The sequence below is a fragment of the Gilvimarinus sp. DA14 genome (genome assembly GCF_024204685.1).
Classification (GTDB): Bacteria; Pseudomonadota; Gammaproteobacteria; order Pseudomonadales; family Cellvibrionaceae; genus Gilvimarinus.
The window spans coordinates 3,128,512-3,154,826 of sequence record NZ_CP100350.1 but is presented as its reverse complement, the minus strand read 5'-3'; the positions used below and the strand labels follow the sequence as shown (position 1 = coordinate 3,154,826).

Genomic DNA, 26,315 nt, shown 5'->3' with positions numbered 1-26,315 from the left:
TTTTCCTTCCAATTAAAGTTGCAGTCAAACCCTAATTGGCAATCCTTATGCCAAGCGTAAAAGAATCAGTAACCAACTGATTTCAATAGAGAAATAAGTAAGCACTGAAAATCAAGTGGCAGGAGCTGCCCCAAAAACGCACCACATTAAAGCAAGCGACCAAAATTAGCGCTTTAAAGGATGGACAGATCGAGGGCAAATTCAGTGCAAATGCAAAAATATAGCGGTGCACGCGCACCAAAACTTACCTCTGCATACGGAAAATTAAGTCAGCACTTTGTACTTCGCCGGATTCAGCCTCCAGGCGAAGGTTATCGGAAATAAAATAAGTCAGGCCCACAGTTGAAATGCTATCGAACAGCCCGATCGCATAGTGCACGTACAAATCTTCGGTAAGATATTTACCCAGCCATAAGCTGCTGTCTTTGACATCGTCGTCGGATTTAATGGTCAATTCGTCCAGACCGAAACGCCCGGCAATATCATCGGCGACAAACTGACCGCGTTTAATCCCGAGCTTGGCAATGGCATTCACCAGCATAGAGGCCTCACCCGATGATGCCCCGCTGATAGGTTTGCCGGTAAACAGCATACTCATGGCATCACTTTCGGTTTGCTGTGGGCGGGAAAAGATCTCGCTGGTGGGGTTTTGCAAGGTACCACCGATAATCAACCCTACCTCAACCTCTTCCACCTCGCGGGTAGCGGTGACATTCAGCCCCGGATTGTCCATGGGCCCCTGAAAAGACAAGGTGCCTTTTTCGATGGTTAAATCCTGGCCGTAGGCTTGAAAGCGCCCATCGATAATATTGATATTGCCCAGGGCAAAAAGGGCGCGCTCGGGTGATTTGTCGATACTCAGCTCACCGCCCAAGCGGGCCTTAAAACCAGCGGCATCGAAACTGACTTTATCCCCCAGAGCAAACTCCACGTTTACGTAAACTGGAATATTACCCTGATTCTGAGGATCTTCAGCGTCGATAACCACAACATCGTCGGACACCTTGGTGGCCGACACCGGCAAGGTATTGATAACCGCATGCGCCTCGGGCACCAACGCGCGACCACTGACATCAATACGCTCGGCGCTCGCCTGCAGCTGTAAATCTGGAGTGAAATATAAGTTGAGCAACTCGCTGTCCATCACATGAGCGTAATCGCCAGTAAGCGAGGCCTGCACCTGCCACTGCGGCTCCAGCAATTGCTCGGCCTTTGCCTGCAGTGACAAACTGCCATCTTCCCCTGCACGGGTGTTGACCTCAGCGGTTAGGTCGTCTTGATTACCCTGCACGGTAGCGTTGAGCTGGGTAAAGCTAACCCCCAGCGAGGGCGCCTCGAAGGCTGCGCCGGATACACTGGCATCCACCACTAGCTGTGGATCGGAAAAGGTGCCGGATATTTGCGCGCGGGCATCCAGCCGCCCCTCTATATCTCGCACAGCAGGCAACAGCGCCTCCAGTGGCGAGATGCTTTGCATTTGCGCCAACACCTCGCCCTGCAGATGCTTGCTGTCCATCTGAGCCAGCAGCTCGGCATTGACACTGCCATAGTCGGTAAACGCCAGCTCGGCGGTGGCGGTTAAACGAGTATCCTGCTGCTGAATGTGCAGACCAAATTCATCCAGCGGGTAGCGATCGCTCTCGGTGTCGTTGAGGCGGTAAATAAACGCGCCGCCCACCGCGCTAAAGTCAGCATTGAGCTTGGGGACGCCCCCTTCAGCCCAGCTGAACTTGCCCTGCCCCTGGAGGTAGCCTTCAACATCTACCTCTTCTTTGAGCCAGCGACGCAACAAATTTAGCGGCAAACGCTCCACGGCAAGCTCACCGGCAGCACCCTGGCCCTGCTGCCACTTGCCTGTGACGCAGGCCGACGACTGCACCTCCCCGGTTTGTTGCCTGCGAGTCAGCAGGCAGAAATCGCTCACCGTCACCCGCTCGGCCGCCGCGGTAACTGCGACAGGGCTTTTCAGCTCCATGGGACGAACATAGGGCGTGGTTATCGATAGTTGGCGCAATTGCCCCTGCCATTGCTGCCCATCCCAGCCACCGCTGATTTGGGTTTCACCATGGGCGAATTGATCCTGCAGTAAACTGGCCGTTAACTGATGTTCTGACGGGCTGCCAGTAAACGACACATTGGCGCTCTGATAGCGACTGCCGGCCAGCTCAAGGCCCTGGGCCTCGGCTTGCAGAGACAGCGCCTGACGCTGCAAATCGGTCACTTGAGATTCCAGCGCCAGCTGCTCAATCCGATTATCGCCCCAGTGTAAATCCACCGCCGTGGCGCCGCCTTCAAGCTGGGGGCTTTGGCGACTGCCACCCAAGTGCCCGGAGGCATCCAACTGCCCGCCGATACGCGGATCAATCTGCTCTAGCAAAGGCGCGCGCAGGTTCCAGTCCAGGCCAAAGGTATCGCCAATATGGCCGTTCACCTGCAGTAAATTGCCGCCCAGAGATAACTGCACCGACGTTAACTGCAGGCGTTCTTGTGCGAGGCTGGCAGCGCCCGAGCCCTGCACCGCCAGGCCGCGCAAGCTGCCGCTTAAACGCTTAATCGAGGCATCCAGACTTAGTTCGCTGTTTTGCCAGCGGCCGCTGGTGCTAAAACTGCCGTTTATTTGCCCCGGCCAGCCTTCCAGCACCAGCGCCGGGTTAAGTTGTTCGACCTCAGCCTCCAAAGCCCAGGCGACCAGCTCCTGCCACTGCACATTGCCACTGCCCGATAACTGCATGGGGTCGGCCGCCAGTTCAATTTTTGGCAACACGATGCCCTGCAAATTGCCTTCGCCGTCCAGCTGCACATCCACCGCCGGATAGCCGACCAAGGTGTACTGGCCATTAAACTGCGCCCGGTAATCATCCAGCCAGCCGTTTACGGTGAGTTCGCCGCCGGCCTGCATGTCCTCTACCGCCGCAACATCGGCCCAGTAGGCGGCCACCGGCTGTACCGGCGCGGTCAGGGTAGCCTGTAAATCGGGGGCATTTTCCACCCCGGTCTTCCACTGCCCCTGGGCTTCAATCTCAGCCGGGAGAGTCGTCGCCAAGGTGAACTCCAGCTGCGCAATATTGCCGTGTGCTTCAAGCTCCGCCTGCAATTCGTTGCGATACAAAACCTCGGGAACAAAACGGGTCACATCAGTGGCTGCGGGGGTTTGTTCGGACACGCGCATGTGGGCGGCGGCGCTCAGCTCCAGACTGTAGGGGTAACTGAGACTGGCCTGCCCCTGTAGCGATAAAGTCTGCCCAGCGGTGGCAAGGTCCAGCTTATCGATGGTAAGAGAGCGCGGTCCGTAGGTTAGCCCGGCCTTGATATTGTCCAGCGAGTAGCCTTCCTCACCATAGTTGACCTGAATGCCATTCAGACTGACATCCGATGCCACCAGGGACACAGGAACGCCCAGATCTGGCCACTGAAATTCCGTATCGTTTGCGGGGGCCGACTCGCTGATAGGAATATTTACCTTAGCGCCATCCACATAGAGCTGGTCGACTATCAAAACTCCCCATAGCACCCCCACCGGGTGCCAGGCGATATCCAGCTGCTGCACGTCTAGCTGCAGCGCTTCGGTGTGATAGCGAATGTCCTTAAGCTGCACGCCGCGCAGCAGCGCGCCCTGCACATGGGTCAGCTCGGCGCCTGTGGCTTCGCGCACTTTAGTCAGCAACCAACGGGTGCCAGGCTCGGTAGCAATAAGGATGGTGACGGCGCACAGCAACGACATGGCCAGTACCACCACAAACAGAATACTGCGCAGTACTAAGCGTTTAATCACAAATCCGGCCCCACGCTTAAGTGCACACGCCAGCCTTCGTCGCCGTCCAACGCTTTGGCAATATCGGCGCGCACCGGCCCCACCGGAGAAATCCAGCGCACGCCTACACCGACGCCGCGGTAGGGATCGAGATAACCCTTATTGAAGGCGGTGCCCTCGTCGTAAAAAGTGGCTAGGGAGAAATCCCCATAGATTCGATGGTCGTACTCCACGCTGCCGGTTAACAGCCGCGAGCCGCCAATCACTATGCCGTCGTCGTTGACGGGGCCCAAAGTTTTGTAATCATAACCGCGCACGCTGGCATCACCGCCGGCAAAAAAGCGCTGCGAAATGGGCAACTTGCTAAAGTCGTCCACCTCGGTCACGCCACCTTCTGCGCGAAACAGCAGGCGGCCATCCCCTAACGGCAAAATAAATTTTACCCGCGAATAAACCTGCGCAAAGTCAGTGCTGGAAACCAAGGCGTCGCTGGCCCCTTTTACGCGCAGCATAATATTCCAGCCCCGACGCGGGTACTGCACATCCGTAGAGCTGGAATAGGAGGTGGAGTACACGGGGATAATCAGCTCCGAGGTATTCGAGGGTGCATCGCCAAATTTGTACTCTTCTTCCTCGTAGCTCAGGCCAAAATTATTCAACCACTGGCTGGTCTCCCAGCTGGAGTAATTCAAGCCCGTGGCTAGGCGGTTACTGACCGAATCGTTGATATCCTCCTGACTAAACCCGGTATACAGACGCAGCACCTCGTAGGCCGGGCGAGCCATAGGGATGGAGTAGCCCACCTGATAGGTGGTAATCACTTCCGAGGCGTTAACCGTGGCATCCAGGCTGTGACCGCGACTGTTGATATAGCGGTTTTCATAGCCCAGCAAAATGCGCGGGCCAATATCCGAGGCGTAACCAACACCCACCGAGTAGCTGTGCTTGGGGCCTTTTAACAGTTCGATATGAATCGGCACTTCGCCGTTTTCCAGCGCGTTTAACTGCGGTTTAACACTTACCGAGCCAAAATAATTGCTCGCCTGTAGCTCGCTGCGCAGCTTAACTAAATCCTCCGAGCGGTACTCCTGGCCGCGCTCTAAAGTGATATAGCGATCAATCAAACTGTCGCGCAGAATATCGTGATTAACGGTAATTTCACCGACTCGGTAGCGGGCTCGGGTGTCGAGGATTAAATGCAGGCGCGCGCTGTTTTGCTCTTGCGATACCAGCACTTCAGAGCGCACCAGTTTGGCATCAAAAAAACCCTGCGCACTGGCGGTCTGCAGCAAACGGGTTTTAAAAGATTCGTAAGTGCCATGATTGAGCGGCGCACCGGGCTTGAGGCGAGTGTCGTTAACTAATTTAGTCAAGGCGCTGTTATTCTGCCCCTCGCCCTCCAGCAAAATTTCTACCTGCTCGTAGGTAACCACAGGCCCAGGCGTAAGCGCCAGGCTCAGGCGCCAGCAGTCTTCGGTGCGATCAAAAGTTTTTTCCGCCTCCAGCTGGTAATACCCCAGCGCCTGGGCGGCTTCGGTCATGCGTCGATCGAGTTCTTCGCCCAGGGCGCGCACGTGCCAGCGAGCCAGCCGGCAGGACTGACTCTCGACGTTCAAATAGGCGCGAATGTTATCGCGCAGCTGATCGCTGCCACCGGACAACACCAGTTCGGGAGCTGCAGTTGCGCGCGCAGCCAATAGCGCAAACAACCACCACAGCTTTGTCCAGCCTTGAGACATAACACTCCCGTTCCAACTTCTCTTAATCAGTCTCACAGTCTACCATCGCCAAAGCGCTATCACCTACGCAAAAACCCAGGTAGTCACCCCGCAGTTTTTACCGCGCGGGCACGGCTTTCGGTCTATAATCGCCTGCTTCGTACAAGGCCTTTCAACATGCTCAGTTACCGCCACAGTTTTCACGCCGGCAATCACGCCGACATTCTCAAACATTGCGTTTATCTCAACTGCCTAGGCTATTTGCAACGCAAAGACACCGGCTTGCGGGTAATTGACACCCACAGTGGCGCTGGCGCCTATGCCTTGACCAGCGAGAAAGAAAAAAATGCCGAGTACCTCGCCGCCATTGCACGTCTTTACGATATCAGTGGCGCACCGCCGGTGGTGGATTACTACCTGAACGCCATCCGCGCATTTAATCGCAACGCTTTAAAGTACTACCCCGGCTCGCCGCAGCTGGCGGCAAACTTGCTGCGCCCACAGGACGAAGCCTATTTCTTTGAGCTGCACAGCAGTGATTACCGCTTACTAAACACAAGGTTCAGACAGAGCAAGCGTATTCACAGCAGCAATACCGATGGTTTTGCCGGGTTAAAGCGGCTTTTGCCCTCGCCCACCCGCCGCGCCCTGGTGTTAATTGACCCCAGCTATGAAATCAAAAGCGACTATCGCTTGGTGGTTGACGCTCTGGTGCAGGCACACAAACGCATGGCCACCGGCTGCTTTTTGCTCTGGTATCCAGTGGTGGATAGAGGCACTATCAACAGCCTGGAAAAGCAGTTGTGCGGCAGCGAGATGAGCAATATACAGCTGTTTGAATTGGGGATAAGCCCCGACAACCATGGCCACGGTATGACCGCCAGCGGTATGATTGCCGTCAATGCGCCCTGGACGCTGCGCGAACAAATGCAAACCGCCCTGCCGTGGCTGGCCGGGCAATTAAGTGCAACACCCCAGTTTCGGATTGAACAGTTAAAAGACTAGGAGTTCTGCTATGGCCCCACAGCAACCTCGCTATGTAGGTTTCTGGCGTCGATTTATCGCCTTTTTAGTTGACTCACTGGTCATCCTGCCGATTTTAATCGCCATCACTATGGGCCTATACCGCCATAGTGGCGACTGGCTTGCCATGCTGATGGCGAGCGCGGAAAATTTTTGGGTCAATTATGGCCTACCCGCCGCCTTCACCTTGCTGTTCTGGCTACTTAAATCGGCCACGCCGGGCAAAATGATTGTGGATGCGGTGATCGTCGATGCCACCACTTTGCAAAAGCCCACCCCCTGGCAACTGCTGATTCGCTACCTGAGCTACTACATCTCGGCCTTCTTTTTATTGCTGGGCTTTGTCTGGATAGCCCTGGACAGCCGCAAGCAGGGTTGGCACGACAAGCTCGCCGGCACTGTGGTAATCGAGCGCCAGCGCTGACGCACCCGCAGCATCAATGTACAATGTTGCCACCGTTTTCCGCCGCATGATTATGCGCTGCACAAAAGGCCTGCTATGAGCGACAAAAAAACCACCCATTTCGGTTTCGAAGAAGTTGACGTGGAGAAAAAAGCCGAGCGCGTCGCCGGTGTATTTCACTCGGTAGCGGGCAAATACGACCTGATGAACGATTTAATGTCCGGCGGGGTGCACCGCCTGTGGAAACGCCTGACAATTGAAAAGGCCGCCGTGCGGGCGGGGCAAAAAGTGCTGGATATCGCCGGCGGCACCGGAGACCTTTCCTACCAGTTTGCCCGCCAGGTGGGCGCCGATGGCCTGGTGGTACTGGCAGACATTAACGACTCTATGCTCAAGGTGGGCCGCGATAAGCTGCTGGATAAAGGCGTAGCGGGCAACCTGAGCGTAGCCCAGGCAGACGCGCAGTTTTTACCCTTTGCCGATAACACCTTCGACTGCATTACCATCGCCTTTGGCCTGCGCAACGTGACCGATAAAGACCTGGCCTTAAGCTCCATGCTGCGAGTGCTAAAACCTGGCGGCAAACTGCTGGTGCTGGAATTTTCCAAGCCCACCAATCCACTGCTGGAAAAAGCTTACGACGCCTACTCGTTTAAAATTTTGCCCAATATGGGCAAGTGGGTTACCGGAGATGCTGACAGCTATCGCTACCTGGCCGAATCCATTCGCATGCACCCGGATCAGAAAACCCTGCGGGGCATGATGGACAACGCCGGTTTTGTGCTCACCGAGTACCAAAATATGACCGGCGGCGTGGTGGCTCTGCACAGCGGCATCAAGCCCTGATGCTGGATGCCACGGCCATAGCGGCGCTGGCAAGCGCTGGGGAAAAAGCCGCCGCGCGGGCACTGGAGTACGACCCGGGTAGCCGGGCGCGCCTGCGCGCCTTAAGCGGCAAAACTCTGGCAATACACTGCACCGCTCCCGCGCTCGATATCTATATTCTGCTGGGCGACCCCATTCGTATTCAGCAACACTTCGATGGCGAGATCACCTGCTCCCTTGAGGGGACAGCTGCGGATTTAGCCAAGTTACTGCGCAGCGATTCCACCAGCCTTTACGGCACAGGCGTGCAGCTGGAAGGCTCACCGCAACTGTTGGCCGAATTAAAAGCGCTGTTGCAAAGCCTGGATATCGATTGGGAAATGGCCCTGGCCGATATAATTGGCACCCTGCCCGCCCACATGATTGCCAAGCAAGTGCGCCGTGCCGCTGGCTGGAGCCGCGCGCGCGCCGATAGTGCGCAACAACTCGGCGGCGAATACCTGACCGAAGAGGGTGCTCAGGCCCTAGGACGCAACGAATTTGAATTGTTTTGCGACGACATTAACGATACCCGCCAGGCGCTCGACCGTCTTGAAGCGCGGATAAACCGGCTGCTTAGCGCCTGTTAAGGACTGATATCCACCCATGACCAGCGTGCTGCGACTTTTCACCATTCTGGCCACTTTTGCCCGCTACCGTCTCGATTTGCTCTTGCTGCGCGCTAATCTGCCCTGGTGGCTGCGAATGCTGTTGGCTCCCCTGGCACTGATCCCTGCAGGCAATTTAACCCGCGGTGAACGGCTGCGCCTGGCAATGGAATCTCTGGGGCCTATCTTTATTAAATTCGGGCAGCTGCTGTCCACCCGCCCGGATTTAGTACCACCGGATATCATCGCCGAGCTGAGCGCCCTGCAAGATCGCGTACCCCCGTTTGCCAAAGAGAAATTCTGCCAGCTGGTGGAAGATTCGTTAGGCGACAGCGTCGACAACGTCTTCCAGCAGTTTGATCGCGAGCCTCTGGCATCGGCGTCGGTGGCGCAGGTACACGCGGCGGTTCTACACGACGGCCGCGAAGTGGTTGTGAAAGCTATTCGCCCCGGCATCGAAAAGATAATCCAGCAAGACACCCGTCTGCTGGAATTGATCGCTCGCCTCGTGGAAAAATACAGCGCCGATGGCAAGCGTCTGCGCCCTATAGAAGTGGTCGAGGATTATCGCACCACTATTTTCGACGAGCTGGATTTACAGCGCGAAGCGGCCAATGCCTCGCAGCTGCGACGCAACTTTTTGCATTCGCCCCTGCTGTATATTCCCGAGGTCATGTGGGACTACACGCGTCGCAAAGTGCTGGTATTAGAACGTATATCGGGCATACCGGTGACCAACCTCGACGAGCTGCACGCGCAAGACACGGACATGAAAAAGCTTGCCGAGCGCGGGGTAGAAATCTTTTTTACCCAGGTATTCGAGCACAATTTTTTCCACGCCGATATGCACCCGGGCAATATCTTTGTTTCCCGCCAGCACCCGACCCAACCGCAATATATTGCTGTGGATATGGCGATTGTGGGCTCGCTCAACCGCGCCGACCAATATTACTTAGCGCGCAATATGCTAGCGATGTTTCGCCGCGACTACCGCCAGGTGGCCGAGCTGCATGTGCAAAGTGGCTGGGTACCCGAGACTACCCGGATTGAAGAGCTGGAGGCGGCGGTCCGCACGGTGTGTGAACCCATTTTTGAAAAGCCGCTGAAAGACATCTCATTCGGCCATGTGCTCCTCAGCCTGTTCCGCACCGCACGGCGCTTTAATATGGAAGTACAACCGCAGCTGGTGTTGCTGCAGAAAACCCTGCTCAATATTGAAGGGCTGGGCCGGCAACTCTACCCAGAGCTCAATCTATGGGCCACAGCGCATCCGTTTTTAGAGCGCTGGCTGAAGAATCGCTTTCACCCAAAATCCCTGTGGCAAGACCTAAAGCGTTACGGACCCGAGTGGATGGAAAAATTCCCCGAGGTGCCACATTTGCTGTTTAACGGTCTGCAGCAAGTGCAGCGGTTGGACGATTTACGCGGCGAGCTGGCCGAATACCGAGCTCAAGCCAAGCGCCGGGAGCGCCGCGCCGCGAACCGTCGGCGTCTCACCTTGGCAGCGCTGGCCTCACTGGCAGGGGCGACGGCATTGCTTTGGCCCGAGGCACAAAATTTAGACCTGACCCAGGGCATAAGCTTCGCCGATGTCCCTATCGCAGCCTGGCTACTATCGGGGCTAGGCTTGGTTTTACTCGCGATTCGGCGCTAGGACTCACGACTTAGTGCTATGAACTCTGTGCTATGAATAGTGCAGCGCGGGCTGGTAAGATCTGGACAGATAAAATTTCTAGGAAATGACAATTAAATAACGAAGCAGCATGGAGATAAGCTTGCGATGAACACACCTCAAACTTTTAAAACCCTGTTGGCTGGCGCCATTGTGCTCGGCTTGAGCGCCTGTGGCGGTGGCAGCAATACCACCACTCTGGACCGGGTGCAGGACTACTACGGCATCAATGACGACGAACCGTCGCCCGTCTCTCCCCCCAACCAATCGTCAAGTTCAGTGCAAAGCAGCAGTTCATCGTCAGTTTCCTCCAGCAGCTCCTCGTCGTCCAGCAGCGTCGACAATCAGGACTACACCTGGGTAGAGGGCGTGTACCCGCCGCGACAAAACTTCCGCGACCAATGCGCCGCGCCGCGCACAGGCATCGCCCCTTACAGTGACCAACCCTACCCGGATCAACCGGGCTCTTATGTTGATGAGAATGCGTTTTTGCGCTCACTGACCAACGAGGTTTACCTCTGGTACGACGAGGTGGAGGACTTAAACCCCCGCGCCTACGACACCATCACCTACTTTAATCTGCAAAAAACCACGGCCACTACAGCGTCGGGCAACGCCAAAGACCAATTTCACTGGTACGACGAAACCGACTCTTATCTGGTGCGTCAAGAATCCGGTGTATCGGTCGGCTATGGCGTGCAATGGGCGCTCTTATCCAGCCTGCCGCCACGCGAAGCGGTAGTCGTTTACACAGAGCCGGGTTCTTCCGCCGACCAGGCGAACTTGCAGCGCGGCGCACGGGTACTGGCCGTCGATGGTGTGGACCTGGTCAATGACAACACCGAAGCTGGGGTTAACACCCTTAACGCCGGACTTTTCCCCAGCAGCATGGGTGAAAGCCACACCTTTACCGTGCAGGATTTAAACAGTAACGCCACCCGCGAGATTACCCTGACCGCCGGCGAGGTAACCATCGCAGCGGTAAACCAGGCGTCTGTTATCAGCACGCCGACCGGAGAGGTTGGCTATATACTTTTTAACACCCATATTGCCACCGCCGAAGCAGAGCTAACCTACGCCATCAGTGAGCTGAGCGCCGCGGGCGTCAGCGACCTGGTGCTGGACATGCGCTACAACGGCGGCGGCTACCTGGATATCGCCAGCGAGCTCGGCTATATGATTGCCGGTAGTCAGGCAGCAGGTAAAACCTTCACCATTACCGAGTTTAACGACAAGCACACCGAGGTAGACCCATTTACCGGTGCCGAACTTACCCCCATGGAGTTTCATAGCACCACCCAGGGCTTCTCTCTCGCACCGGGCCAGGCGTTGCCAACTCTCGATTTGAATCGTGTCTTTGTGCTCAGTGGTGGCAACACCTGTTCGGCCTCTGAGTCAGTAATTAACGGCCTGCGCGGCATTGATGTCGAGGTGGTCTTAATTGGCGGCGCCACCTGCGGCAAACCCTACGGCGCCTACATGGTGCATAACTGTGGTTTGTCTTACTTCACCACCCAGTTTAAGGGCAGTAACGCCAAAGGCTTTGGCGACTATGCCGACGGCTTTTTCCCCGGCGCTGCCAACAGCAGCAACCGGGCCGAACTGCCAGGGTGTCTGGTGGCGGACGATCTGAATAACTTGCTGGGCGATCCGGCCGAAGCGCGTCTGGCCGCTGCCCTGCACTATCGCAATACCGGCAGCTGCCCCGCGGGCACCAGCGCCAAAGGCCAGGCCTCTCAGCTGCAAAAGGCCAAGCAAGTGGGCGCGCGCGACGGCGTTGTTTACCAGCCGCCGGGTATGGGCGACAGCATCTTGAGGCAGCCCCAGTGAGGGCGCTGGTTTTAGCGGCGGCGAGCTTGCTCGCCGCGTGCCAGTATTTAACCGAAACCAGCGCGCCGGCGCTATTGGTGGCGCCCAGCGATGCCACACGCGCCGAATTAACCTCCACGGTATCGCGCGCCCTGGGTACTAAAGTGGTGTTATCCGCGCAGGCGCTCACCCACAGCCCGCGCCTGATTATCGACGCGCCCACGCCAAGTAGCCTGCAAAATCAGGGCGGCGCTGGCCTTACCATGGACAGGCCCGACCACTTCACCCTGTGGCTGGAAAACGGCCAGTGCATTCTCAAGCACGAGGAGTCTGACAAACAATGGGTGCTGCAAAGCGCTCATTGCGCCGCAATGTAGCTATACTGATTTTTCACTCTTGCACAGCAAAGGAGATGAGATGAAAAAGCTACTGCCCCATACATTGTGTTTGCTCGCCGCAGCCGGTTACACCCAGGCCGAGTTAAAAAAGCCAGAACTGATTGATTGCAATGCCAAGAAGGCGGCGCGCAATGCCGCCCTCGACTCCACCGTGGGTGTCAGCGGCAATTGCGATGCCGAAAAGCTTGCGAAGGATGCCAAAGACGACGTTAAAGATTCGGTTAAAGACGCCAAAAAAGAAGCGGGCGACAAGATCGACAATGCCAAGGAAAATGCCGCCGATGCCCTACCCGGTGAGCACCACCAACACGACGAGCATAAGCTCAAGCGCGATTAATCCGGCCTGAGGTTATTCCTCTACCGATGGCTGGACCCAGCTCTTTAGTCCAGCCGTACCCCGCACCGCACCATTATGCTAAGCTCGCCACAAGTTTTTCTCTGGTTTTAACATCGCATGCATATTCATATTCTCGGCATTTGCGGCACTTTTATGGGCTCGCTGGCCTGCCTGGCGAAAGAGCTGGGCCACCGAGTGACCGGCTCGGATCAAAACGTCTACCCGCCCATGAGCACCCAGCTGGAGCAGTCCGGTATAGAATTAATCAGCGGATACGACCCCGCGCAATTAGAGCCAGCGCCAGACTTGGTGATCATTGGCAATGCGCTAAGTCGCGGCAACCCGGCGGTAGAGGCCGTACTTAAGCGCGGCATTCCCTATACCTCTGGCCCCGAGTGGTTGCGCCTGCACGTACTGCCAGGCAAATGGGTACTGGCCGTTTCCGGCACCCACGGCAAAACCACCACGGCCAGTTTGCTCGCCTGGATTTTAGAATACGCCGGTATGAGCCCCGGTTTTTTGATCGGCGGCGTGACCCAGAATTTTCCCGTGTCGGCCCGTTTAGGAGACACGCCTTTTTTCGTGATTGAAGCGGACGAATACGACAGCGCCTTTTTCGATAAGCGCTCTAAGTTTGTGCACTATTTGCCGCGCACGTTAATTATCAACAACCTTGAGTTTGACCACGCCGATATTTTCAATTCTCTTGCCGATATTCAGCGCCAGTTTCACCACTTGATGCGCACCCTGCCCGGCAACGGCCGGGTCATTTACCCTGCGGGCGTTGAAGCTATCGAGCAGGTTATCGCGCAAGGCTGTTGGAGCGAGTCTGAAACCATTGGCGATCTGGGCGAATGGAGCACTCGCAATATCAACCCGGATGGGTCCAAGTTCAGTGTTATGTATGGCTCAAAAGTCGAGGCCGACGTGCACTGGGAATTAAACGGCGAGCACAACGTCAGCAATGCACTGGCAGCCATTTTGGCGGCGCGGCATGTCGGCGTCACGCCGGAGATAAGCGCGCGCGCGCTGCAACAATTCAAAGGTGTAAAACGCCGCCTGGAGTGCATTGCCGATACCCATCATATTAAGGTTTACGATGACTTTGCCCACCACCCCACCGCCATTCAAACCACCTTGGCGGGGCTGCGAGCCAAAGTGGGTGACGGCAAAATAATCGCTATAATTGAACCGCGCTCTAACACCATGCGTTTGGGGATCCACAAAAGTGCACTAGCACCCGCCTGCGTCGATGCCGACGATGTACTCTGGTACCAACCTCCGGATACCGATTGGGACTTGGCTGATGTGGTCAACCACTCGCCGGTACCGGCAAAGCTATACCATGACTTGGACAGCATAATTCACGATGCCCTGGCCCTGGCCGAACCGGATACGCATATTGTTATTATGAGCAACGGCGGCTTCGGTGGCTTACATCAAAAGCTGGTGGCGCAACTGAACAAACATGCCCTGTGACGGAATAACCATGACGAGCCCTAGTGAAAACCGCACCATCACCCTGGCCATGACCGGCGCTTCGGGTGCTCAGTACGGCCTGCGCTTGCTGCAGTGTTTACTGGCGGCAGACTGCAATGTGTATTTGCTGTTATCCAGCGCCGCTGAGGTAGTCATACGTACCGAGACAGATTTGGATTTACCCACCAATCTTGAAGAGCAGCAACTTTTTTTAAGCCAGCGCTATGGAGCAAGTGATGAGCAGCTGACCCTGTTCGGCCGCGATGACTGGTTCTCGCCAGTGGCCTCGGGCTCCAGCTCTCCCTCCTCTATGGTGATTTGCCCGGCAAGCGGCGGCACTCTGTCATCCATTGCCAGCGGCGCCAGCAATAACTTGATTGAGCGCGCGGCGGACGTCGCCCTAAAAGAGCGCCGCCAATTAATTGTGGTGCCGCGGGAAACTCCCTACTCGGCAATACACCTGGAGAACATGCTTAAGCTCACCCAGCTGGGCGCAGTGGTACTACCGGCGAGCCCCGGCTTTTACATGCAGCCCGCTACCATTGAAGAGTTGATCGACTTTGTTGTCGCTCGTATTCTTGACCAATTAGGACTGGAGCAGGACCTGATGCCTCGCTGGGGTGAAGAGTAGTCTTGCTGCCCTCAACAGTGTCTATCGTTGAAGTGGGCCCGCGCGATGGACTGCAAAACGAGCCAGGTAATATCGAGCTTATCCATAAGCTCGAGTTAATTCATGCCCTTGCAGACGCAGGATTGACTCGCATAGAAGCTGGAGCTTTTGTAAACCCGAAATGGGTGCCGCAGATGGCAGACAGCGAAGCGGTGTTTGCGAATCTTAGGCGCAAACCCGGCGTTAGCTACTGCGCCCTGACCCCCAACCTGAAAGGCTTCGAACGCGCCCGACAGGCAAACGCCAGCGAGGTGGCGATATTCGCGGCGGCCAGCGAAGCCTTTAGCCAAAAGAATCTGAACTGCAGCATCGAGCAAAGCCTGGCGAAATTTGCCGAAGTGGCTAGCGCCGCCCGCGAGCACAGCATCCCTCTGCGCGGCTATATCTCCTGCGTTCTTGGCTGCCCCTACAGTGGAGCCGTAACACCAGAGCTGTGCCTGGAGATCGCACAAGAGCTGCTGAGCATGGGCTGCTACGAAATTTCGCTGGGTGACACCATCGGTACCGGCACCGCCGCCAGCACGCAAACCTTACTTAAAACCCTGCTAAAGCGAATCGCCCCAGAGAAACTGGCGGTACACATGCACGACACCTACGGCCAGGCACTTACCAATATTTATACGGCCTTACAGCAAGGTATTGCGGTTGCGGACTCTTCGGTTGCAGGTCTCGGCGGCTGTCCTTACGCCAAAGGCGCCACCGGCAACGTCGCCACGGAAGACGTGCTATACCTGTTAAACGGCTTGGGTATAGAGCACGGGGTAGACATCAATAAGGTCGCTCGCGCTGGCGCCAATATTTGCCGCTCACTGAATAAAACCAACAATAGCCGCGCCGCAGTGGCGCTATTAAACAAAGCATCATGACCGACCAACACGACGACATACTGCAAACCAAAGTTAACCTCGAAACCGCGCAGATCCCCTGGCGGGATTTACAGCGTTTTTTCGCCGGCGGCAGGGCGGTTTTTGTCGCCCCCGAGCTGGACCTGACTCGGGTCGCCACTGAGATGGCCAAAGACAATGCCGCGCAAATTCAGCACTGGATGAGCGAAGGCCAAGTTGGGCCCGTCAGCGACGAGCAAGCCCAAGCCTGGTTTGAGGCCGACGCCCTGCTCTGGGCCGTCGTGATCAAACCCTGGGTAATGGTGCAGGAAAAACCCTAAAGTTCGCATCCACCCTATACCACCAGCCTCGCAGAGTGCGAAGCGGCTTGTGTGCTGCTATAATGCCGCCTCCTCCAATGCAGAGGCTTGTTGTCGAGTATTGGCCGCCACAAGTGGCCAGTTGAGGATGAACAGCCTGCGCGGGATTGCGCTTTACCTGTGCCCGGTGCTTTGCCCCGGCCCGCCCGGTCTCATCCGGCCTCTGAAGATACCCTCTTTACAATCACAGGTAGAAGAATGGCTACAGATTCAAAGATTATCTACACCAAAACCGACGAAGCTCCGGCACTGGCCACCCAGTCGCTCCTCCCGATTATCGAGGCCTATACCAAAGTGTCAGGCATTGGAGTTGAGCTAAAAGACATCTCGCTGGCCGGCCGTATTATTTCCCAATTTCCGGAATATCTGACCGACGAGCAGCGCCAGAGCGACGCCCTGGCCGAGCTGGGCGAACTGGCCAAGCTGCCCCAAACAAACATCATTAAACTGCCGAACATCAGCGCCTCTATCCCTCAGCTTAAAGAAGCGATTAAAGAGCTGCAGGACAAAGGCTATAAACTGCCCGACTACCCTTCAAACCCGCAAACCGACGAAGAAAAGTCCGTTGCCGCTCGCTACGACAAAGTGAAAGGCTCGGCGGTAAACCCGGTACTGCGCGAGGGCAACTCTGACCGCCGCGCACCCGCCTCGGTAAAAGCCTACGCCCGCAAAAACCCGCACTCTATGGGCGAGTGGTCTAAAGATTCTAAATCCAATGTCGCGCACATGAGCGAAGGCGACTTTTTTGGCAGCGAAAAATCCGTGACCCTGCCGGCCGCCACCACCGCGAAAATCGAATTTGAAAAGGCCGACGGCAGCAAAGAAATCCTAAAAGACGGCCTGGCTCTGCAAGCCGGCGAAATTCTGGACGCCGCCGTCATGAGCGCCAAGTCATTGCGCTCGTTCCTGGCCCAGGCCATTAGCGACGCCAAAGAAGAAGGCGTGCTTTTCTCTCTGCATATGAAAGCGACCATGATGAAGGTCTCTGACCCCATCATCTTCGGCCACGCGGTCAGTGTTTTCTTTAAAGACCTGTTTGAAAAATACAGCGCCGAATTTAAAGAGCTGGGTGTCGACCCAACCTATGGCTTTGCCGACGTGCTGAGCAATATTCAAAGGCTGCCCGCCGACAAGCGCGAGGCCATTGAAGCCGACATTAAAGCCATCTATGCCGCCGGTCCGGAAATGGCCATGGTGAACTCGGACAAAGGCATTACCAACCTGCACGTGCCTAACGATGTAATCATCGATGCTTCTATGCCCGCTGCGATTCGCTCTTCGGGCAAAATGTGGGGCCCGGAAGGTAACCTGCAAGACACCAAATACACCATTCCCGATCGTTGCTACGCGGGTGTCTACGCCGAGACCATCAACTTCTGCAAGGAAAACGGAGCCTTCGATCCCACCACCATGGGGAGCGTGCCTAACGTAGGTCTGATGGCACAGAAGGCGGAAGAGTACGGCTCGCACGACAAAACTTTTGAGATGTCGGGCGCTGGTACTGTGCGCATTATCGATGCAGACGGCAAGACTCTGCTGGAGCAACCAGTAGAAGAGGGTGATATTTTCCGCGCCTGCCAGGTAAAAGACGCCCCCATCAAAGACTGGGTCAAGCTGGCCGTTAACCGCGCCCGCGCCACTGGCAGCCCGGCCATTTTCTGGCTGGATAAAAACCGCGCCCACGATGCGGAGCTGATTAAAAAGGTAGAAGCCTACCTGCCAGAGCACGACACCGAAGGCTTGGATATCCGCATTCTTTCTCCGGTTGAAGCGACTCGCGTTACCTTACAGCGCGCCAAAGACGGCGAAGACACCATCTCGGTGACCGGTAACGTACTGCGTGATTACCTGACCGACCTGTTCCCGATTCTGGAGCTGGGCACCAGTGCCAAGATGCTTTCTATCGTACCGCTGATGAACGGCGGCGGCCTGTTTGAAACCGGCGCCGGTGGCTCTGCCCCGAAACACGTGGATCAATTTACCGAAGAGGGCCACTTGCGCTGGGACTCACTGGGTGAATTCCTGGCCCTGGCCGCCTCCCTTGAGCACTATAGCCAAGTCACAGGCAACACCAAAGCCAGTGTACTCGGTGCGGCGCTGGACAAAGCCACAGGTAAATTCCTGGACGAGAATAAGTCGCCCAGCCGTAAAGTCGGTGAAATCGACAACCGCGGCAGCCACTTTTATCTCGCCATGTACTGGGCCGAAGCTCTGGCCAGTCAGACCGATGACAAAGAGCTCGCCGAGCGCTTCGCCAAAGTCGCCAGCGACATGGCCAGTAATGAAGATAAAATCATGGCAGAGCTTAACGGCGCCCAGGGTAAGCCGGTAGACATCGGCGGCTACTACAAAACCGACGACGCTAAAACCTCGGCCGCCATGCGTGCCAGCAACACCTTAAACGCGATTGTCGATTCGCTGTAAGTAAAACCTTTAACGTTTTTGCAAACAGCTAAGAGCCGGGGGTTACCCCGGCTTTTTTGTGTCTGATCGCTTTTTTCAATCACAACCCACAGCTTTTCCGGTGTTTTTCTGTACGGCAAACTTCTAACCTTAGGCTATCGAGAACTGTTAGGAGTCAACATGGGCTTATTAGTAGAAGGTAATTGGCAGGATAAATGGTACGACACCGACTCAACCGAGGGAAAATTCGTTCGTAGTAACGCCCAGTATCGCAACTGGGTGACTACTGATGGCAGCGCTGGACCAACCGGAGACAGTGGCTTTAAAGCAGAAGCTGGACGCTACCATCTCTACGTCTCTCTCGCCTGCCCTTGGGCTCATCGCACACTTATTTTTCGCAAGCTTAAAGGTCTAGAAAAATTTATCGATATTTCGGTCGTCAACCCGCTAATGGCAGAACACGGTTGGACTTTTAAAGACGCTCCCGGCGTGATCGCCGACCCTGTACGCAACGCGGAGTTTTTACATCAAATCTACACCGCCGATAAGGCCGATTACACAGGCCGCGTGACGGTACCTGTGTTGTGGGACAAACAACAACAACGGATAGTCAGCAACGAATCGGCCGACATCATTCGCATGTTTAACAGCGCGTTTGATCGCTTAGGAGCTGAGCCAGGAGATTACTACCCAGAAAAGCTCCGAAATGAAATTGAGCAAGTTAACGACAGGGTCTATCACACCGTTAACAATGGCGTGTACAAGGCCGGTTTCGCGACCAAGCAAGACGCTTACAATGAGGCGGTAACAGAACTGTTCCAGAGTTTGGAGTGGCTGGAAACACGGCTTGGGCGGAGTCGGTATTTAACCGGCGACATGATCACCGAAGCGGATTGGCGTTTATTCACCACTCTAATACGTTTTGATCCGGTTTATCACGGTCACTTTAAATGCAACATCAAACGCATTGCCGATTACCCGAACCTATGGGGGTTTACCCGTGAGTTATACCAATGGGCAGAGGTAAAAGAGACAGTTAACTTTGAGCATATCAAGGGCCATTACTATCGCAGCCACACCATGATCAATCCGACCGGTATTGTTCCGCAAGGGCCTGAGCTTGAACCTCTGGAGCAACCTCATGGGCGAGGCTAAAATAAAGCCTGAATAAAACAGCAGAACGTAAAAAAGCCGGCAAGCCGGCTTTTTTACGTAGGCAGTGAAAAACCGATTTTATTCGGCTTCGGTCACTTCCTCAGCAACAGCATTTGCAGGGCGGTCAACCAGCTCGACGTAAGCCATGGTGGCATTGTCGCCGGCACGCATACCGCACTTCAAAATACGCAGGTAACCACCGGGGCGAGCTTCGTAGCGCGGACCCAGGTCGGTAAACAATTTACCAACCGCTTGGGCATTACGCAGACGAGCAAAAGCCAAACGGCGATTCGCTACACTGTCTTTTTTGGCCAAAGTGATCAAAGGCTCGGCAAAACGACGCAGCTCTTTGGCTTTGGGCAGAGTTGTTTTAATCAGTTCGTGCTCAACCAATGAAATGGTCATGTTGCGGAACATCGCTTTACGATGCGAACTGTTACGATTCAGTTTACGGCCACTATGACGATGACGCATGACGCTAAATCCTTCACTTATGATTGCTTCACAGCAATCTCGTTAACCCGCGCTTACGCGGGACTATGAATTAATCTTCGTTGCGCAGGCTGGCCGGGGGCCAGTTTTCCAGACGCATACCGAGAGACAGACCGCGCGAGGCGAGTACGTCTTTGATCTCGGTCAGAGACTTTTTACCCAAGTTCGGAGTCTTTAACAGCTCAACTTCAGTGCGCTGAATCAGATCGCCGATGTAGTAGATATTTTCCGCTTTCAGGCAGTTGGCCGAGCGAACGGTCAGCTCCAGATCATCCACCGGACGCAACAGAACAGGATCAATCGCCTCTTCTTTCTCTTCCGGTTGTGATTGTGCTTCGCTCTCCAGGTCGACAAACACGGCCAGCTGCTGTTGCAGAATGGTCGCGGCGCGACGGATGGCTTCTTCAGGATCGATGGTACCGTTGGTTTCCAAATCCAGAATCAGCTTATCCAGGTCGGTGCGCTGCTCCACACGAGCGCTGTCTACACTGTAGGCAACGCGACGCACGGGGCTGAAAGATGCATCCAGCTGCAAACGACCGATTGCGCGGTTTTCGTCTTCTTCCTGACGGCGGGCATCAGCAGGCTGATAACCACGGCCGCGGGCGACAGTCAGACGCATAGTCAGAGTAGTGTCACCAGTGATATTGGCGATCACGTGTTCGGGGTTTTTAATCTCGATATCGTGGTCAACTTGAATATCACCAGCAGTAACAACACCCGGACCTTTTTTGGTCAGAGTCAACACTGCCTGATCTTTACCGTGCATTACCACGGCTACGCCTTTGAGGTTCAAGAGGATTTCAATAACGTCCTCGCGAACACCCTCAATGTCGCTATACTCGTGCAACACACCATCGATCTCGGCTTCGATGATGGCACAGCCAGCCATCGAAGACAGCAAGATACGACGCAGCGCATTGCCCAGTGTATGTCCGAAACCACGCTCCAGCGGCTCCAGCACGACCTTTGCGTGGGTCGGGCCGTTTTCGGTTACGTCGATATGACGCGGAGTCAAAAATTCGTTTACTGCAGTCTGCATAGCCACACCTGTTAACGGTTAATCCCTTACTTGGAGTAAAGCTCTACGATAAGGTTTTCGTTGATTTCAGCCGGCAAGTCGCTGCGATCCGGAACGCGCTTGAAAGTGCCTTCCTTCTTGTCAGCGTTTACTTCAACCCATTCAACATCAGCACGCTGGCCTGACAGAGTCAGAGCGTTCTGGATGCGCAGTTGGTTCTTTGCCTTCTCACGAACGGCTACAACGTCACCCTCTGCTACCTGGAAAGAAGCGATGTTAACGGTTTGACCATTAACGGTAATCGCCTTGTGAGATACCAGCTGACGTGCTTCAGCGCGGGTTGAGCCGAAGCCCATGCGATAAACCACGTTGTCCAGACGGCACTCGAGCAGCTGCAGCAGGTTCTCACCAGTAGCGCCCTTGCGACGAGCAGCTTCTTTATAGTAGCCGCGGAATTGCTTTTCCAGTACACCGTAGGTGCGACGTACTTTTTGTTTCTCACGCAACTGAACACCGTAGTCAGACAGGCGTCCACGGCGTTGGCCGTGCATACCTGGAGCGGTTTCCAGTTTGCATTTTGAGTCCAGCGCGCGCGCACCGCTCTTCAGGAACAGGTCAGTGCCTTCGCGACGGGACAGCTTACAAGTTGGTCCAATATAACGTGCCATTAGTTTGCCCCCTTACACTCGACGTTTTTTCGGCGGACGGCACCCGTTGTGCGGGATAGGCGTCACGTCTGTGATGTTGGTAATTTTGTAACCAACGTTGTTCAGGGCGCGAACAGCAGACTCGCGGCCTGGCCCTGGACCTTTTACCTCAACGTCGAGGTTTTTTAAGCCGTAGTCTTTAGCGGCTTCACCGGCACGCTCTGCAGCTACCTGAGCCGCAAACGGGGTGCTTTTACGCGAACCGCGGAAACCAGAACCACCAGCGGTGGCCCAGCTCAGGGTATTACCCTGGCGGTCTGTGATCGTTACGATCGTGTTGTTAAAAGAGGCGTGGATGTGTGCAACACCATCCGCTACCTGCTTTTTAACCTTTTTCTTGGTCGTGGCTTTATTACCTGGCTTGGCCATAGCAATCTCTTCCTAACTGTTGTTACCGTACTTTGAATGTGGGCGTAAGCGTTAAAAATTACTTCTTAATCGGCTTACGCGGACCTTTGCGGGTACGAGCGTTAGTCTTAGTACGCTGACCATTCACCGGCAGGCTACGACGGTGGCGCAGGCCACGGTAGCATCCCAGATCCATCAAGCGTTTAATGTTCATAGACACAACACGACGCAGGTCACCCTCAACGGTAAACTTGCCCACTTCGGTGCGAAGCTGGTCAACCTGTTCTTCAGACAAAGAACCGATTTTCGCATCTTCAGCAATACCGGTAGCAGCACAGATCTGCTTGGCGGTGGTCCGGCCAACCCCGTAGATATAAGTCAGGGATATAACCGCGTGTTTATGGTCTGGTATGTTTACACCAGCAATACGGGCCATTCAAATTACTCCAGTAACTCTAAAATTGCAGCGTTGACGTGGAAATACCCCACCCCTGACGCTCTCGATAAAAAGGCGCGCAAGGATAGCGGCAAAACCACAAAAAAGCAATAGCCTGATGATTTCTCATCAGACGACAGTCAACGCCCCCTAGTGTGCAAGCCAGCTGTTATGGTTGTTCAGCTGGCAGAAAAGGTGGCAATAAATGCCACCTTTTCTGGCCGACGGGCGGCAAGCCGCCCACCGTCTTGCTTAGCCTTGACGCTGCTTGTGGCGTGGCTCGGCGTTGCAGATTACCCGCAGAACACCGTTGCGACGTACCATTTTGCAGTTTCGGCAAATCTTTTTAACAGAAGCACGAACTTTCATGATCCTACCCTTTAACTTCGGGTTAGCGAGCGTTGCCGCTGCCGTACCCCTTCAAGTTTGACTTCTTCATCAGTGATTCATACTGATGCGACATCAAGTGAGCCTGAACCTGGGACATAAAGTCCATTACCACTACCACTACAATCAGCAGCGAAGTACCACCCAAGTAGAAAGGCACATTGGCCGCCACTACCAGGAACTGAGGCATCAGACAAACTACCGACATATAAACAGCGCCGATAACCGTCAAGCGGGTCAGAACACTGTCAATATACTTGGCTGACTGCTCACCGGGACGAATCCCCGGAATATAAGCACCTGATTTCTTCAGGTTATCCGCCACTTCTTTAGGGTTAAACATCAACGCCGTATAAAAGAAGCAGAAGAACGCAATCAAGCCGGTAAACAAAATAACGTTCAAAGGCTGGCCAGGGCCAATGGCTAGAGCAAAATCCTGCAGGAAATTACTCACCGGACCGTCGCCTCCCTCGCCGAACCACTGCGCGATAGACGCGGGGAACAACAAGATAGAGCTGGCAAAAATCGCCGGAATCACGCCTGCCATATTGATTTTCAATGGCAGGTGGCTAGTTTGAGCCGCATAAGCCTGACGGCCTTGCTGGCGCTTGGCGTAGTTCACCGTAATGCGGCGCTGGCCGCGCTCGATGCGCACAATACACCAAATCACAAAAATAGCCAGTACTGTGATGCCCAGCAGCATTAAAATATTGAGATCCCCCTGACGGGCGCTCTCAAAAGCCGCTCCAATCGCACCCGGAAAGCCAGCCACAATACCCGCGAAAATCAGCATGGAAATACCATTACCAATACCGCGTTCTGTAACTTGCTCGCCCAGCCACATCATAAAGACGGCACCGGTCACCAGCGACACTACAGCGATAAAGTAGAAAGCTATGGTCGGCTCACCACCGTACGCAAAACCCGAAAAGCTCACCGCCATGGCCATGGCCTGAACGGTAGCTAATACGACTGTGCCGTAGCGGGTGTACTGGTTGATCTTACGACGACCAGCGTCACCTTCTTTTTTCAGCTGCTCCAGCGAAGGAGTCACCGCAGTCATCAACTGCATAATGATCGACGCTGAAATGTAGGGAAAGATACCCAGAGCGAGAATACTCATACGCTCCAGTGCACCGCCCGAAAACATATTAAACAGGCCCAGCACCGTTCCCTGATTCTGATTGAACAGATCGGCAATCCGGTCAGGGTCAAGACCCGGAACCGGAATGTGGGTACCGATCCGGTAAACCACTATTGCCAAAAACAGAAAACGAAGGCGAGCCCAAAGCTCGCCCAATCCTTTTTGATTTGCTAACGGCAGATTACCGGGAGTTGCCATTGGCACCTCTTACTCTTCGACTTTTCCGCCCGCCGCTTCGATGGCAGCTTTGGCGCCTTTAGTTACAGATAAACCTTTCACTGTAACGGCTTTGGTCACTTCGCCAGAGGCAAAGATCTTGGCACGCTTGATGTTGGCACCGATAATATCGGCCTGCTTCAAGGTTTCCAGATCTACCACTTCGCCTTCTACTTTGTTCAGCTCGTTCAAGCGAACTTCAGCAGTCACACGGCCAACTCGTGAAGAGAAACCGTACTTAGGCAGGCGTTTTTGCAAAGGCATCTGACCGCCTTCGAAACCTGGCTTAACCGTACCGCCTGAGCGAGACTTCAAACCCTTGTGGCCACGACCGCCAGTTTTACCCAGGCCGCTACCGATACCACGGCCAACACGCTTTTTGCTGTGGGTGCTGCCGGGAGCGGGATTCAGCGTATTAAGACGCATGTTACTCTCCCTCTACCTTAACCAGATAGTTCACTTTGTTAATCATGCCACGAGTTGAAGGAGTATCTTCTACTTCAACAGTGTGGCCGATGCGACGCAGTCCCAAACCTGTAACACAAGCCTGATGGTTCTTCAGACGGCCTGCGGTACTCTTGATCTGAGTCACCTTAATCATTTTCTTAGCCATGCTCGTATACCGCTTTCCTAGAATCGACAGTGTCGATTAGTTCAGAATATCTTCTACGCTCTTACCACGCTTTGCGGCTACTGCTTCAGGAGCAGCCATGTCACGCAGCGCTTTGTAAGTAGCGCGAACCACGTTTACCGGGTTGGTAGAACCGTAGCACTTAGCCAGAACGTTCTGTACACCGGCGATTTCCAGTACAGCGCGCATAGCACCACCGGCAATTACACCAGTACCAGGAGATGCTGGCTGCATGTAAACCTTAGAGGCGCCATGACGACCCTTGGTGGCGTACTGCAGTGTATCACCGTTCAGGTCTACAGAAATCATATTGCGACGCGCTGCTTCCATTGCCTTTTGAATAGCAACAGGCACTTCGCGCGCCTTACCGCGGCCGAAACCCACCTTGCCATTACCGTCGCCTACAACGGTAAGTGCGGTGAAGGCAAAGATACGACCACCTTTAACTGTTTTAGCAACACGGTTAACTTGTACCAGCTTTTCCTGGAAGCCTTCGTTGTTGCTGTCATCTTTCTTAGTAAAAGCCATGTCTTTACCCTTAGAATTCCAGTCCAGCTTCACGCGCGGCATCAGCCAATGCCTTTACGCGACCGTGATATTTGAACCCACTGCGATCAAAGGCAACTTGGGTAACGCCAGCGGCTTTCGCGCGCTCGGCGATCAACTCACCAACAGCTTTGGCAGCATCAGCGTTGCCAGTGGCACCGCTGCGCAGTGACTTGTCCAGAGTGGAGGCGCTCGCTAAAACGCTGGCTCCATCCTGGGCAATGATTTGTGCGTAAATGTGACGTGGCGTGCGGTGAACGGTCAGGCGGTTTACGCCCAACTGACGGATCTTGGCACGGGCACGGCGCGCACGGCGAAGACGAGATTGCTTCTTATCGCTCATAACCTAGCCCCTACTTCTTCTTAGCTTCTTTACGACGTACTTGTTCGTCAGCGAAGCGCACACCTTTACCTTTATAAGGCTCTGGCGGACGAAGCGCGCGGATCTCCGCGGCCACCTGACCGAGCAGCTGCTTATCAGCGCTCTTGAGTACGACATCGGTCTGGCTCGGAGTTTCCACTGTGACACCTTCTGGAACGGTGTAATCCACAGGGTTAGAGAAACCCAAAGACAGGTTTACAGTGTTACCTGTAGCTTTGGCACGGTAACCAACGCCAACCAACTGCAGCTTTTTCTCAAAGCCTTCAGTTACGCCGACCATCATGTTACCTACCAGGGCACGCATAGTACCCGCCAAAGCGATAGATTCCTGCTTGGCACCACCGTCGCGGGCAGCAAAGCGCAGAACGTTATCTTCCTGCGTTACTTCTACTGCGTCGTGAACGGTCACTGCCAACGTACCTTTGCTGCCCTTCAAGCTAAGTTCTTGCCCGTTAAGGGTGACATTAACAGCAGCGGGTACTTCAACCGGACTGTTTGCAACTCGTGACAT

28 protein-coding genes are annotated in these 26,315 nt (G+C 54.9%); 14 read left to right on the top strand and 14 right to left on the bottom strand.

Going from position 1 to position 26,315, the window contains the following annotated elements:
• Positions 1-244: 244 nt before the first annotated feature.
• Together NHM04_RS13765 and NHM04_RS13760 are read right to left on the bottom strand one after the other, a co-directional pair.
• Positions 245-3,772: a translocation/assembly module TamB domain-containing protein gene (locus NHM04_RS13765; RefSeq protein WP_254264337.1), complete on the bottom strand. Its 3,528-nt coding sequence runs from the start codon at positions 3,770-3,772 to the stop codon at positions 245-247.
• Positions 3,769-5,490 (bottom strand): autotransporter assembly complex family protein, encoded by a 1,722-nt coding sequence (locus NHM04_RS13760; protein WP_254264336.1) that lies wholly within the window; start codon positions 5,488-5,490, stop codon positions 3,769-3,771. The genes NHM04_RS13765 and NHM04_RS13760 overlap by 4 nt, the downstream gene beginning before the upstream one ends.
• 156 nt (positions 5,491-5,646) lie before the next feature.
• Between NHM04_RS13760 and NHM04_RS13755 the strand changes: the two genes are divergently transcribed.
• The 14 genes from NHM04_RS13755 to NHM04_RS13690 all read left to right on the top strand — a co-directional run bounded on the left by NHM04_RS13755 (position 5,647) and on the right by NHM04_RS13690 (position 19,494).
• Positions 5,647-6,474, top strand: coding sequence for a 23S rRNA (adenine(2030)-N(6))-methyltransferase RlmJ (locus tag NHM04_RS13755; protein ID WP_254264335.1), 828 nt, complete (start codon positions 5,647-5,649; stop codon positions 6,472-6,474).
• A 10-nt stretch (positions 6,475-6,484) separates the two neighbouring features.
• The gene (locus NHM04_RS13750) at positions 6,485-6,916 is read left to right on the top strand and encodes an RDD family protein (protein ID WP_254264334.1); all 432 of its coding nucleotides are present in this window, start codon (positions 6,485-6,487) and stop codon (positions 6,914-6,916) included.
• Between the two features lie 75 nt (positions 6,917-6,991).
• On the top strand, positions 6,992-7,741 hold the full coding sequence (ubiE, locus tag NHM04_RS13745) for a bifunctional demethylmenaquinone methyltransferase/2-methoxy-6-polyprenyl-1,4-benzoquinol methylase UbiE (RefSeq protein ID WP_254264333.1): 750 nt from the start codon (positions 6,992-6,994) through the stop codon (positions 7,739-7,741).
• Positions 7,741-8,349: an SCP2 domain-containing protein gene (locus tag NHM04_RS13740; RefSeq protein ID WP_254264332.1), complete on the top strand. Its 609-nt coding sequence runs from the start codon at positions 7,741-7,743 to the stop codon at positions 8,347-8,349. The genes ubiE and NHM04_RS13740 overlap by 1 nt, the downstream gene beginning before the upstream one ends.
• Before the next feature lie 16 nt (positions 8,350-8,365).
• The gene (gene ubiB / locus NHM04_RS13735) at positions 8,366-10,021 is read left to right on the top strand and encodes a ubiquinone biosynthesis regulatory protein kinase UbiB (RefSeq protein ID WP_254264331.1); all 1,656 of its coding nucleotides are present in this window, start codon (positions 8,366-8,368) and stop codon (positions 10,019-10,021) included.
• A gap of 126 nt (positions 10,022-10,147) precedes the next feature.
• Positions 10,148-11,869: a S41 family peptidase gene (locus NHM04_RS13730; RefSeq protein WP_254264330.1), complete on the top strand. Its 1,722-nt coding sequence runs from the start codon at positions 10,148-10,150 to the stop codon at positions 11,867-11,869.
• Positions 11,866-12,225, top strand: coding sequence for a hypothetical protein (locus NHM04_RS13725; protein ID WP_254264329.1), 360 nt, complete (start codon positions 11,866-11,868; stop codon positions 12,223-12,225). The genes NHM04_RS13730 and NHM04_RS13725 overlap by 4 nt, the downstream gene beginning before the upstream one ends.
• 40 nt (positions 12,226-12,265) lie before the next feature.
• Complete coding sequence (locus tag NHM04_RS13720; protein WP_254264328.1) at positions 12,266-12,583, top strand: hypothetical protein; 318 nt, start codon at positions 12,266-12,268, stop codon at positions 12,581-12,583.
• Between the two features lie 117 nt (positions 12,584-12,700).
• Positions 12,701-14,062 carry a UDP-N-acetylmuramate:L-alanyl-gamma-D-glutamyl-meso-diaminopimelate ligase gene (gene mpl, locus NHM04_RS13715; protein WP_254264327.1) on the top strand — a complete coding sequence of 454 codons (1,362 nt, stop codon included), beginning with the start codon at positions 12,701-12,703 and terminating at the stop codon, positions 14,060-14,062.
• A 10-nt stretch (positions 14,063-14,072) separates the two neighbouring features.
• Positions 14,073-14,693 (top strand): flavin prenyltransferase UbiX, encoded by a 621-nt coding sequence (locus NHM04_RS13710; RefSeq protein ID WP_254264326.1) that lies wholly within the window; start codon positions 14,073-14,075, stop codon positions 14,691-14,693.
• Between the two features lie 2 nt (positions 14,694-14,695).
• The gene (locus tag NHM04_RS13705) at positions 14,696-15,598 is read left to right on the top strand and encodes a hydroxymethylglutaryl-CoA lyase (RefSeq protein WP_254264325.1); all 903 of its coding nucleotides are present in this window, start codon (positions 14,696-14,698) and stop codon (positions 15,596-15,598) included.
• The gene (locus NHM04_RS13700; RefSeq protein ID WP_254264324.1) at positions 15,595-15,897 is read left to right on the top strand and encodes a DUF2288 domain-containing protein; all 303 of its coding nucleotides are present in this window, start codon (positions 15,595-15,597) and stop codon (positions 15,895-15,897) included. Before NHM04_RS13705 ends, NHM04_RS13700 begins: the two co-directional genes overlap by 4 nt.
• Positions 15,898-16,134: 237 nt before the next feature.
• The gene (locus NHM04_RS13695) at positions 16,135-18,360 is read left to right on the top strand and encodes an NADP-dependent isocitrate dehydrogenase (protein ID WP_254264323.1); all 2,226 of its coding nucleotides are present in this window, start codon (positions 16,135-16,137) and stop codon (positions 18,358-18,360) included.
• Positions 18,361-18,519: 159 nt separating this feature from the next.
• Positions 18,520-19,494, top strand: coding sequence for a glutathione S-transferase family protein (locus NHM04_RS13690; RefSeq protein WP_254264322.1), 975 nt, complete (start codon positions 18,520-18,522; stop codon positions 19,492-19,494).
• 78 nt (positions 19,495-19,572) lie between these two features.
• Here NHM04_RS13690 and rplQ read toward each other — a convergent pair whose 3' ends face one another.
• The 12 genes from rplQ to rplF all read right to left on the bottom strand — a co-directional run bounded on the left by rplQ (position 19,573) and on the right by rplF (position 26,315).
• The gene (rplQ, locus tag NHM04_RS13685; RefSeq protein ID WP_020210084.1) at positions 19,573-19,968 is read right to left on the bottom strand and encodes a 50S ribosomal protein L17; all 396 of its coding nucleotides are present in this window, start codon (positions 19,966-19,968) and stop codon (positions 19,573-19,575) included.
• 70 nt (positions 19,969-20,038) lie between these two features.
• The gene (gene rpoA / locus NHM04_RS13680) at positions 20,039-21,028 is read right to left on the bottom strand and encodes a DNA-directed RNA polymerase subunit alpha (protein WP_254264321.1); all 990 of its coding nucleotides are present in this window, start codon (positions 21,026-21,028) and stop codon (positions 20,039-20,041) included.
• A 26-nt stretch (positions 21,029-21,054) separates the two neighbouring features.
• Complete coding sequence (gene rpsD / locus NHM04_RS13675; protein WP_254264320.1) at positions 21,055-21,675, bottom strand: 30S ribosomal protein S4; 621 nt, start codon at positions 21,673-21,675, stop codon at positions 21,055-21,057.
• Positions 21,676-21,687: 12 nt separating this feature from the next.
• Positions 21,688-22,083 carry a 30S ribosomal protein S11 gene (gene rpsK / locus NHM04_RS13670; protein ID WP_020210087.1) on the bottom strand — a complete coding sequence of 132 codons (396 nt, stop codon included), beginning with the start codon at positions 22,081-22,083 and terminating at the stop codon, positions 21,688-21,690.
• A 58-nt stretch (positions 22,084-22,141) separates the two neighbouring features.
• On the bottom strand, positions 22,142-22,498 hold the full coding sequence (gene rpsM / locus NHM04_RS13665) for a 30S ribosomal protein S13 (RefSeq protein WP_254264319.1): 357 nt from the start codon (positions 22,496-22,498) through the stop codon (positions 22,142-22,144).
• A gap of 252 nt (positions 22,499-22,750) precedes the next feature.
• Positions 22,751-22,867 (bottom strand): 50S ribosomal protein L36, encoded by a 117-nt coding sequence (rpmJ, locus tag NHM04_RS13660; RefSeq protein ID WP_020210089.1) that lies wholly within the window; start codon positions 22,865-22,867, stop codon positions 22,751-22,753.
• A gap of 22 nt (positions 22,868-22,889) precedes the next feature.
• The gene (gene secY, locus NHM04_RS13655) at positions 22,890-24,227 is read right to left on the bottom strand and encodes a preprotein translocase subunit SecY (RefSeq protein ID WP_254264318.1); all 1,338 of its coding nucleotides are present in this window, start codon (positions 24,225-24,227) and stop codon (positions 22,890-22,892) included.
• A gap of 9 nt (positions 24,228-24,236) precedes the next feature.
• Positions 24,237-24,671 (bottom strand): 50S ribosomal protein L15, encoded by a 435-nt coding sequence (gene rplO, locus NHM04_RS13650; RefSeq protein WP_254264317.1) that lies wholly within the window; start codon positions 24,669-24,671, stop codon positions 24,237-24,239.
• A 1-nt stretch (position 24,672) separates the two neighbouring features.
• A complete protein-coding gene (rpmD, locus tag NHM04_RS13645; RefSeq protein WP_254264316.1) occupies positions 24,673-24,858 on the bottom strand; it encodes a 50S ribosomal protein L30 in 186 nt (61 codons plus the stop codon).
• A 36-nt stretch (positions 24,859-24,894) separates the two neighbouring features.
• Positions 24,895-25,404 (bottom strand): 30S ribosomal protein S5, encoded by a 510-nt coding sequence (rpsE, locus tag NHM04_RS13640; RefSeq protein ID WP_026287037.1) that lies wholly within the window; start codon positions 25,402-25,404, stop codon positions 24,895-24,897.
• 10 nt (positions 25,405-25,414) lie between these two features.
• On the bottom strand, positions 25,415-25,765 hold the full coding sequence (gene rplR / locus NHM04_RS13635; RefSeq protein WP_254264315.1) for a 50S ribosomal protein L18: 351 nt from the start codon (positions 25,763-25,765) through the stop codon (positions 25,415-25,417).
• A 10-nt stretch (positions 25,766-25,775) separates the two neighbouring features.
• Entirely contained in the window at positions 25,776-26,315 is a 540-nt protein-coding gene (gene rplF, locus NHM04_RS13630) for a 50S ribosomal protein L6 (protein WP_020210095.1), read from the bottom strand.

What these genes read in the sequence shown, in the direction of transcription:
- rplQ (WP_020210084.1), bottom strand. Translation starts at nt 19,968, where the DNA reads ATGCGTCATCGTCATAGTGGCCGTAAACTGAATCGTAACAGTTCGCAT.
- rpoA (WP_254264321.1), bottom strand. Translation starts at nt 21,028, where the DNA reads ATGCAGACTGCAGTAAACGAATTTTTGACTCCGCGTCATATCGACGTA.
- NHM04_RS13720 (WP_254264328.1), top strand. Translation starts at nt 12,266, where the DNA reads ATGAAAAAGCTACTGCCCCATACATTGTGTTTGCTCGCCGCAGCCGGT.
- ubiB (WP_254264331.1), top strand. Translation starts at nt 8,366, where the DNA reads ATGACCAGCGTGCTGCGACTTTTCACCATTCTGGCCACTTTTGCCCGC.
- rpsK (WP_020210087.1), bottom strand. Translation starts at nt 22,083, where the DNA reads ATGGCCAAGCCAGGTAATAAAGCCACGACCAAGAAAAAGGTTAAAAAG.
- secY (WP_254264318.1), bottom strand. Translation starts at nt 24,227, where the DNA reads ATGGCAACTCCCGGTAATCTGCCGTTAGCAAATCAAAAAGGATTGGGC.
- ubiE (WP_254264333.1), top strand. Translation starts at nt 6,992, where the DNA reads ATGAGCGACAAAAAAACCACCCATTTCGGTTTCGAAGAAGTTGACGTG.
- rpmD (WP_254264316.1), bottom strand. Translation starts at nt 24,858, where the DNA reads ATGGCTAAGAAAATGATTAAGGTGACTCAGATCAAGAGTACCGCAGGC.
- NHM04_RS13760 (WP_254264336.1), bottom strand. Translation starts at nt 5,490, where the DNA reads ATGTCTCAAGGCTGGACAAAGCTGTGGTGGTTGTTTGCGCTATTGGCT.
- NHM04_RS13730 (WP_254264330.1), top strand. Translation starts at nt 10,148, where the DNA reads ATGAACACACCTCAAACTTTTAAAACCCTGTTGGCTGGCGCCATTGTG.
- rplR (WP_254264315.1), bottom strand. Translation starts at nt 25,765, where the DNA reads ATGAGCGATAAGAAGCAATCTCGTCTTCGCCGTGCGCGCCGTGCCCGT.
- rpsD (WP_254264320.1), bottom strand. Translation starts at nt 21,675, where the DNA reads ATGGCACGTTATATTGGACCAACTTGTAAGCTGTCCCGTCGCGAAGGC.
- NHM04_RS13750 (WP_254264334.1), top strand. Translation starts at nt 6,485, where the DNA reads ATGGCCCCACAGCAACCTCGCTATGTAGGTTTCTGGCGTCGATTTATC.
- NHM04_RS13700 (WP_254264324.1), top strand. Translation starts at nt 15,595, where the DNA reads ATGACCGACCAACACGACGACATACTGCAAACCAAAGTTAACCTCGAA.
- NHM04_RS13710 (WP_254264326.1), top strand. Translation starts at nt 14,073, where the DNA reads ATGACGAGCCCTAGTGAAAACCGCACCATCACCCTGGCCATGACCGGC.
- rpsE (WP_026287037.1), bottom strand. Translation starts at nt 25,404, where the DNA reads ATGGCTTTTACTAAGAAAGATGACAGCAACAACGAAGGCTTCCAGGAA.
- rpmJ (WP_020210089.1), bottom strand. Translation starts at nt 22,867, where the DNA reads ATGAAAGTTCGTGCTTCTGTTAAAAAGATTTGCCGAAACTGCAAAATG.
- rplO (WP_254264317.1), bottom strand. Translation starts at nt 24,671, where the DNA reads ATGCGTCTTAATACGCTGAATCCCGCTCCCGGCAGCACCCACAGCAAA.
- rplF (WP_020210095.1), bottom strand. Translation starts at nt 26,315, where the DNA reads ATGTCACGAGTTGCAAACAGTCCGGTTGAAGTACCCGCTGCTGTTAAT.
- NHM04_RS13695 (WP_254264323.1), top strand. Translation starts at nt 16,135, where the DNA reads ATGGCTACAGATTCAAAGATTATCTACACCAAAACCGACGAAGCTCCG.
- NHM04_RS13740 (WP_254264332.1), top strand. Translation starts at nt 7,741, where the DNA reads ATGCTGGATGCCACGGCCATAGCGGCGCTGGCAAGCGCTGGGGAAAAA.
- NHM04_RS13690 (WP_254264322.1), top strand. Translation starts at nt 18,520, where the DNA reads ATGGGCTTATTAGTAGAAGGTAATTGGCAGGATAAATGGTACGACACC.
- rpsM (WP_254264319.1), bottom strand. Translation starts at nt 22,498, where the DNA reads ATGGCCCGTATTGCTGGTGTAAACATACCAGACCATAAACACGCGGTT.
- NHM04_RS13755 (WP_254264335.1), top strand. Translation starts at nt 5,647, where the DNA reads ATGCTCAGTTACCGCCACAGTTTTCACGCCGGCAATCACGCCGACATT.
- mpl (WP_254264327.1), top strand. Translation starts at nt 12,701, where the DNA reads ATGCATATTCATATTCTCGGCATTTGCGGCACTTTTATGGGCTCGCTG.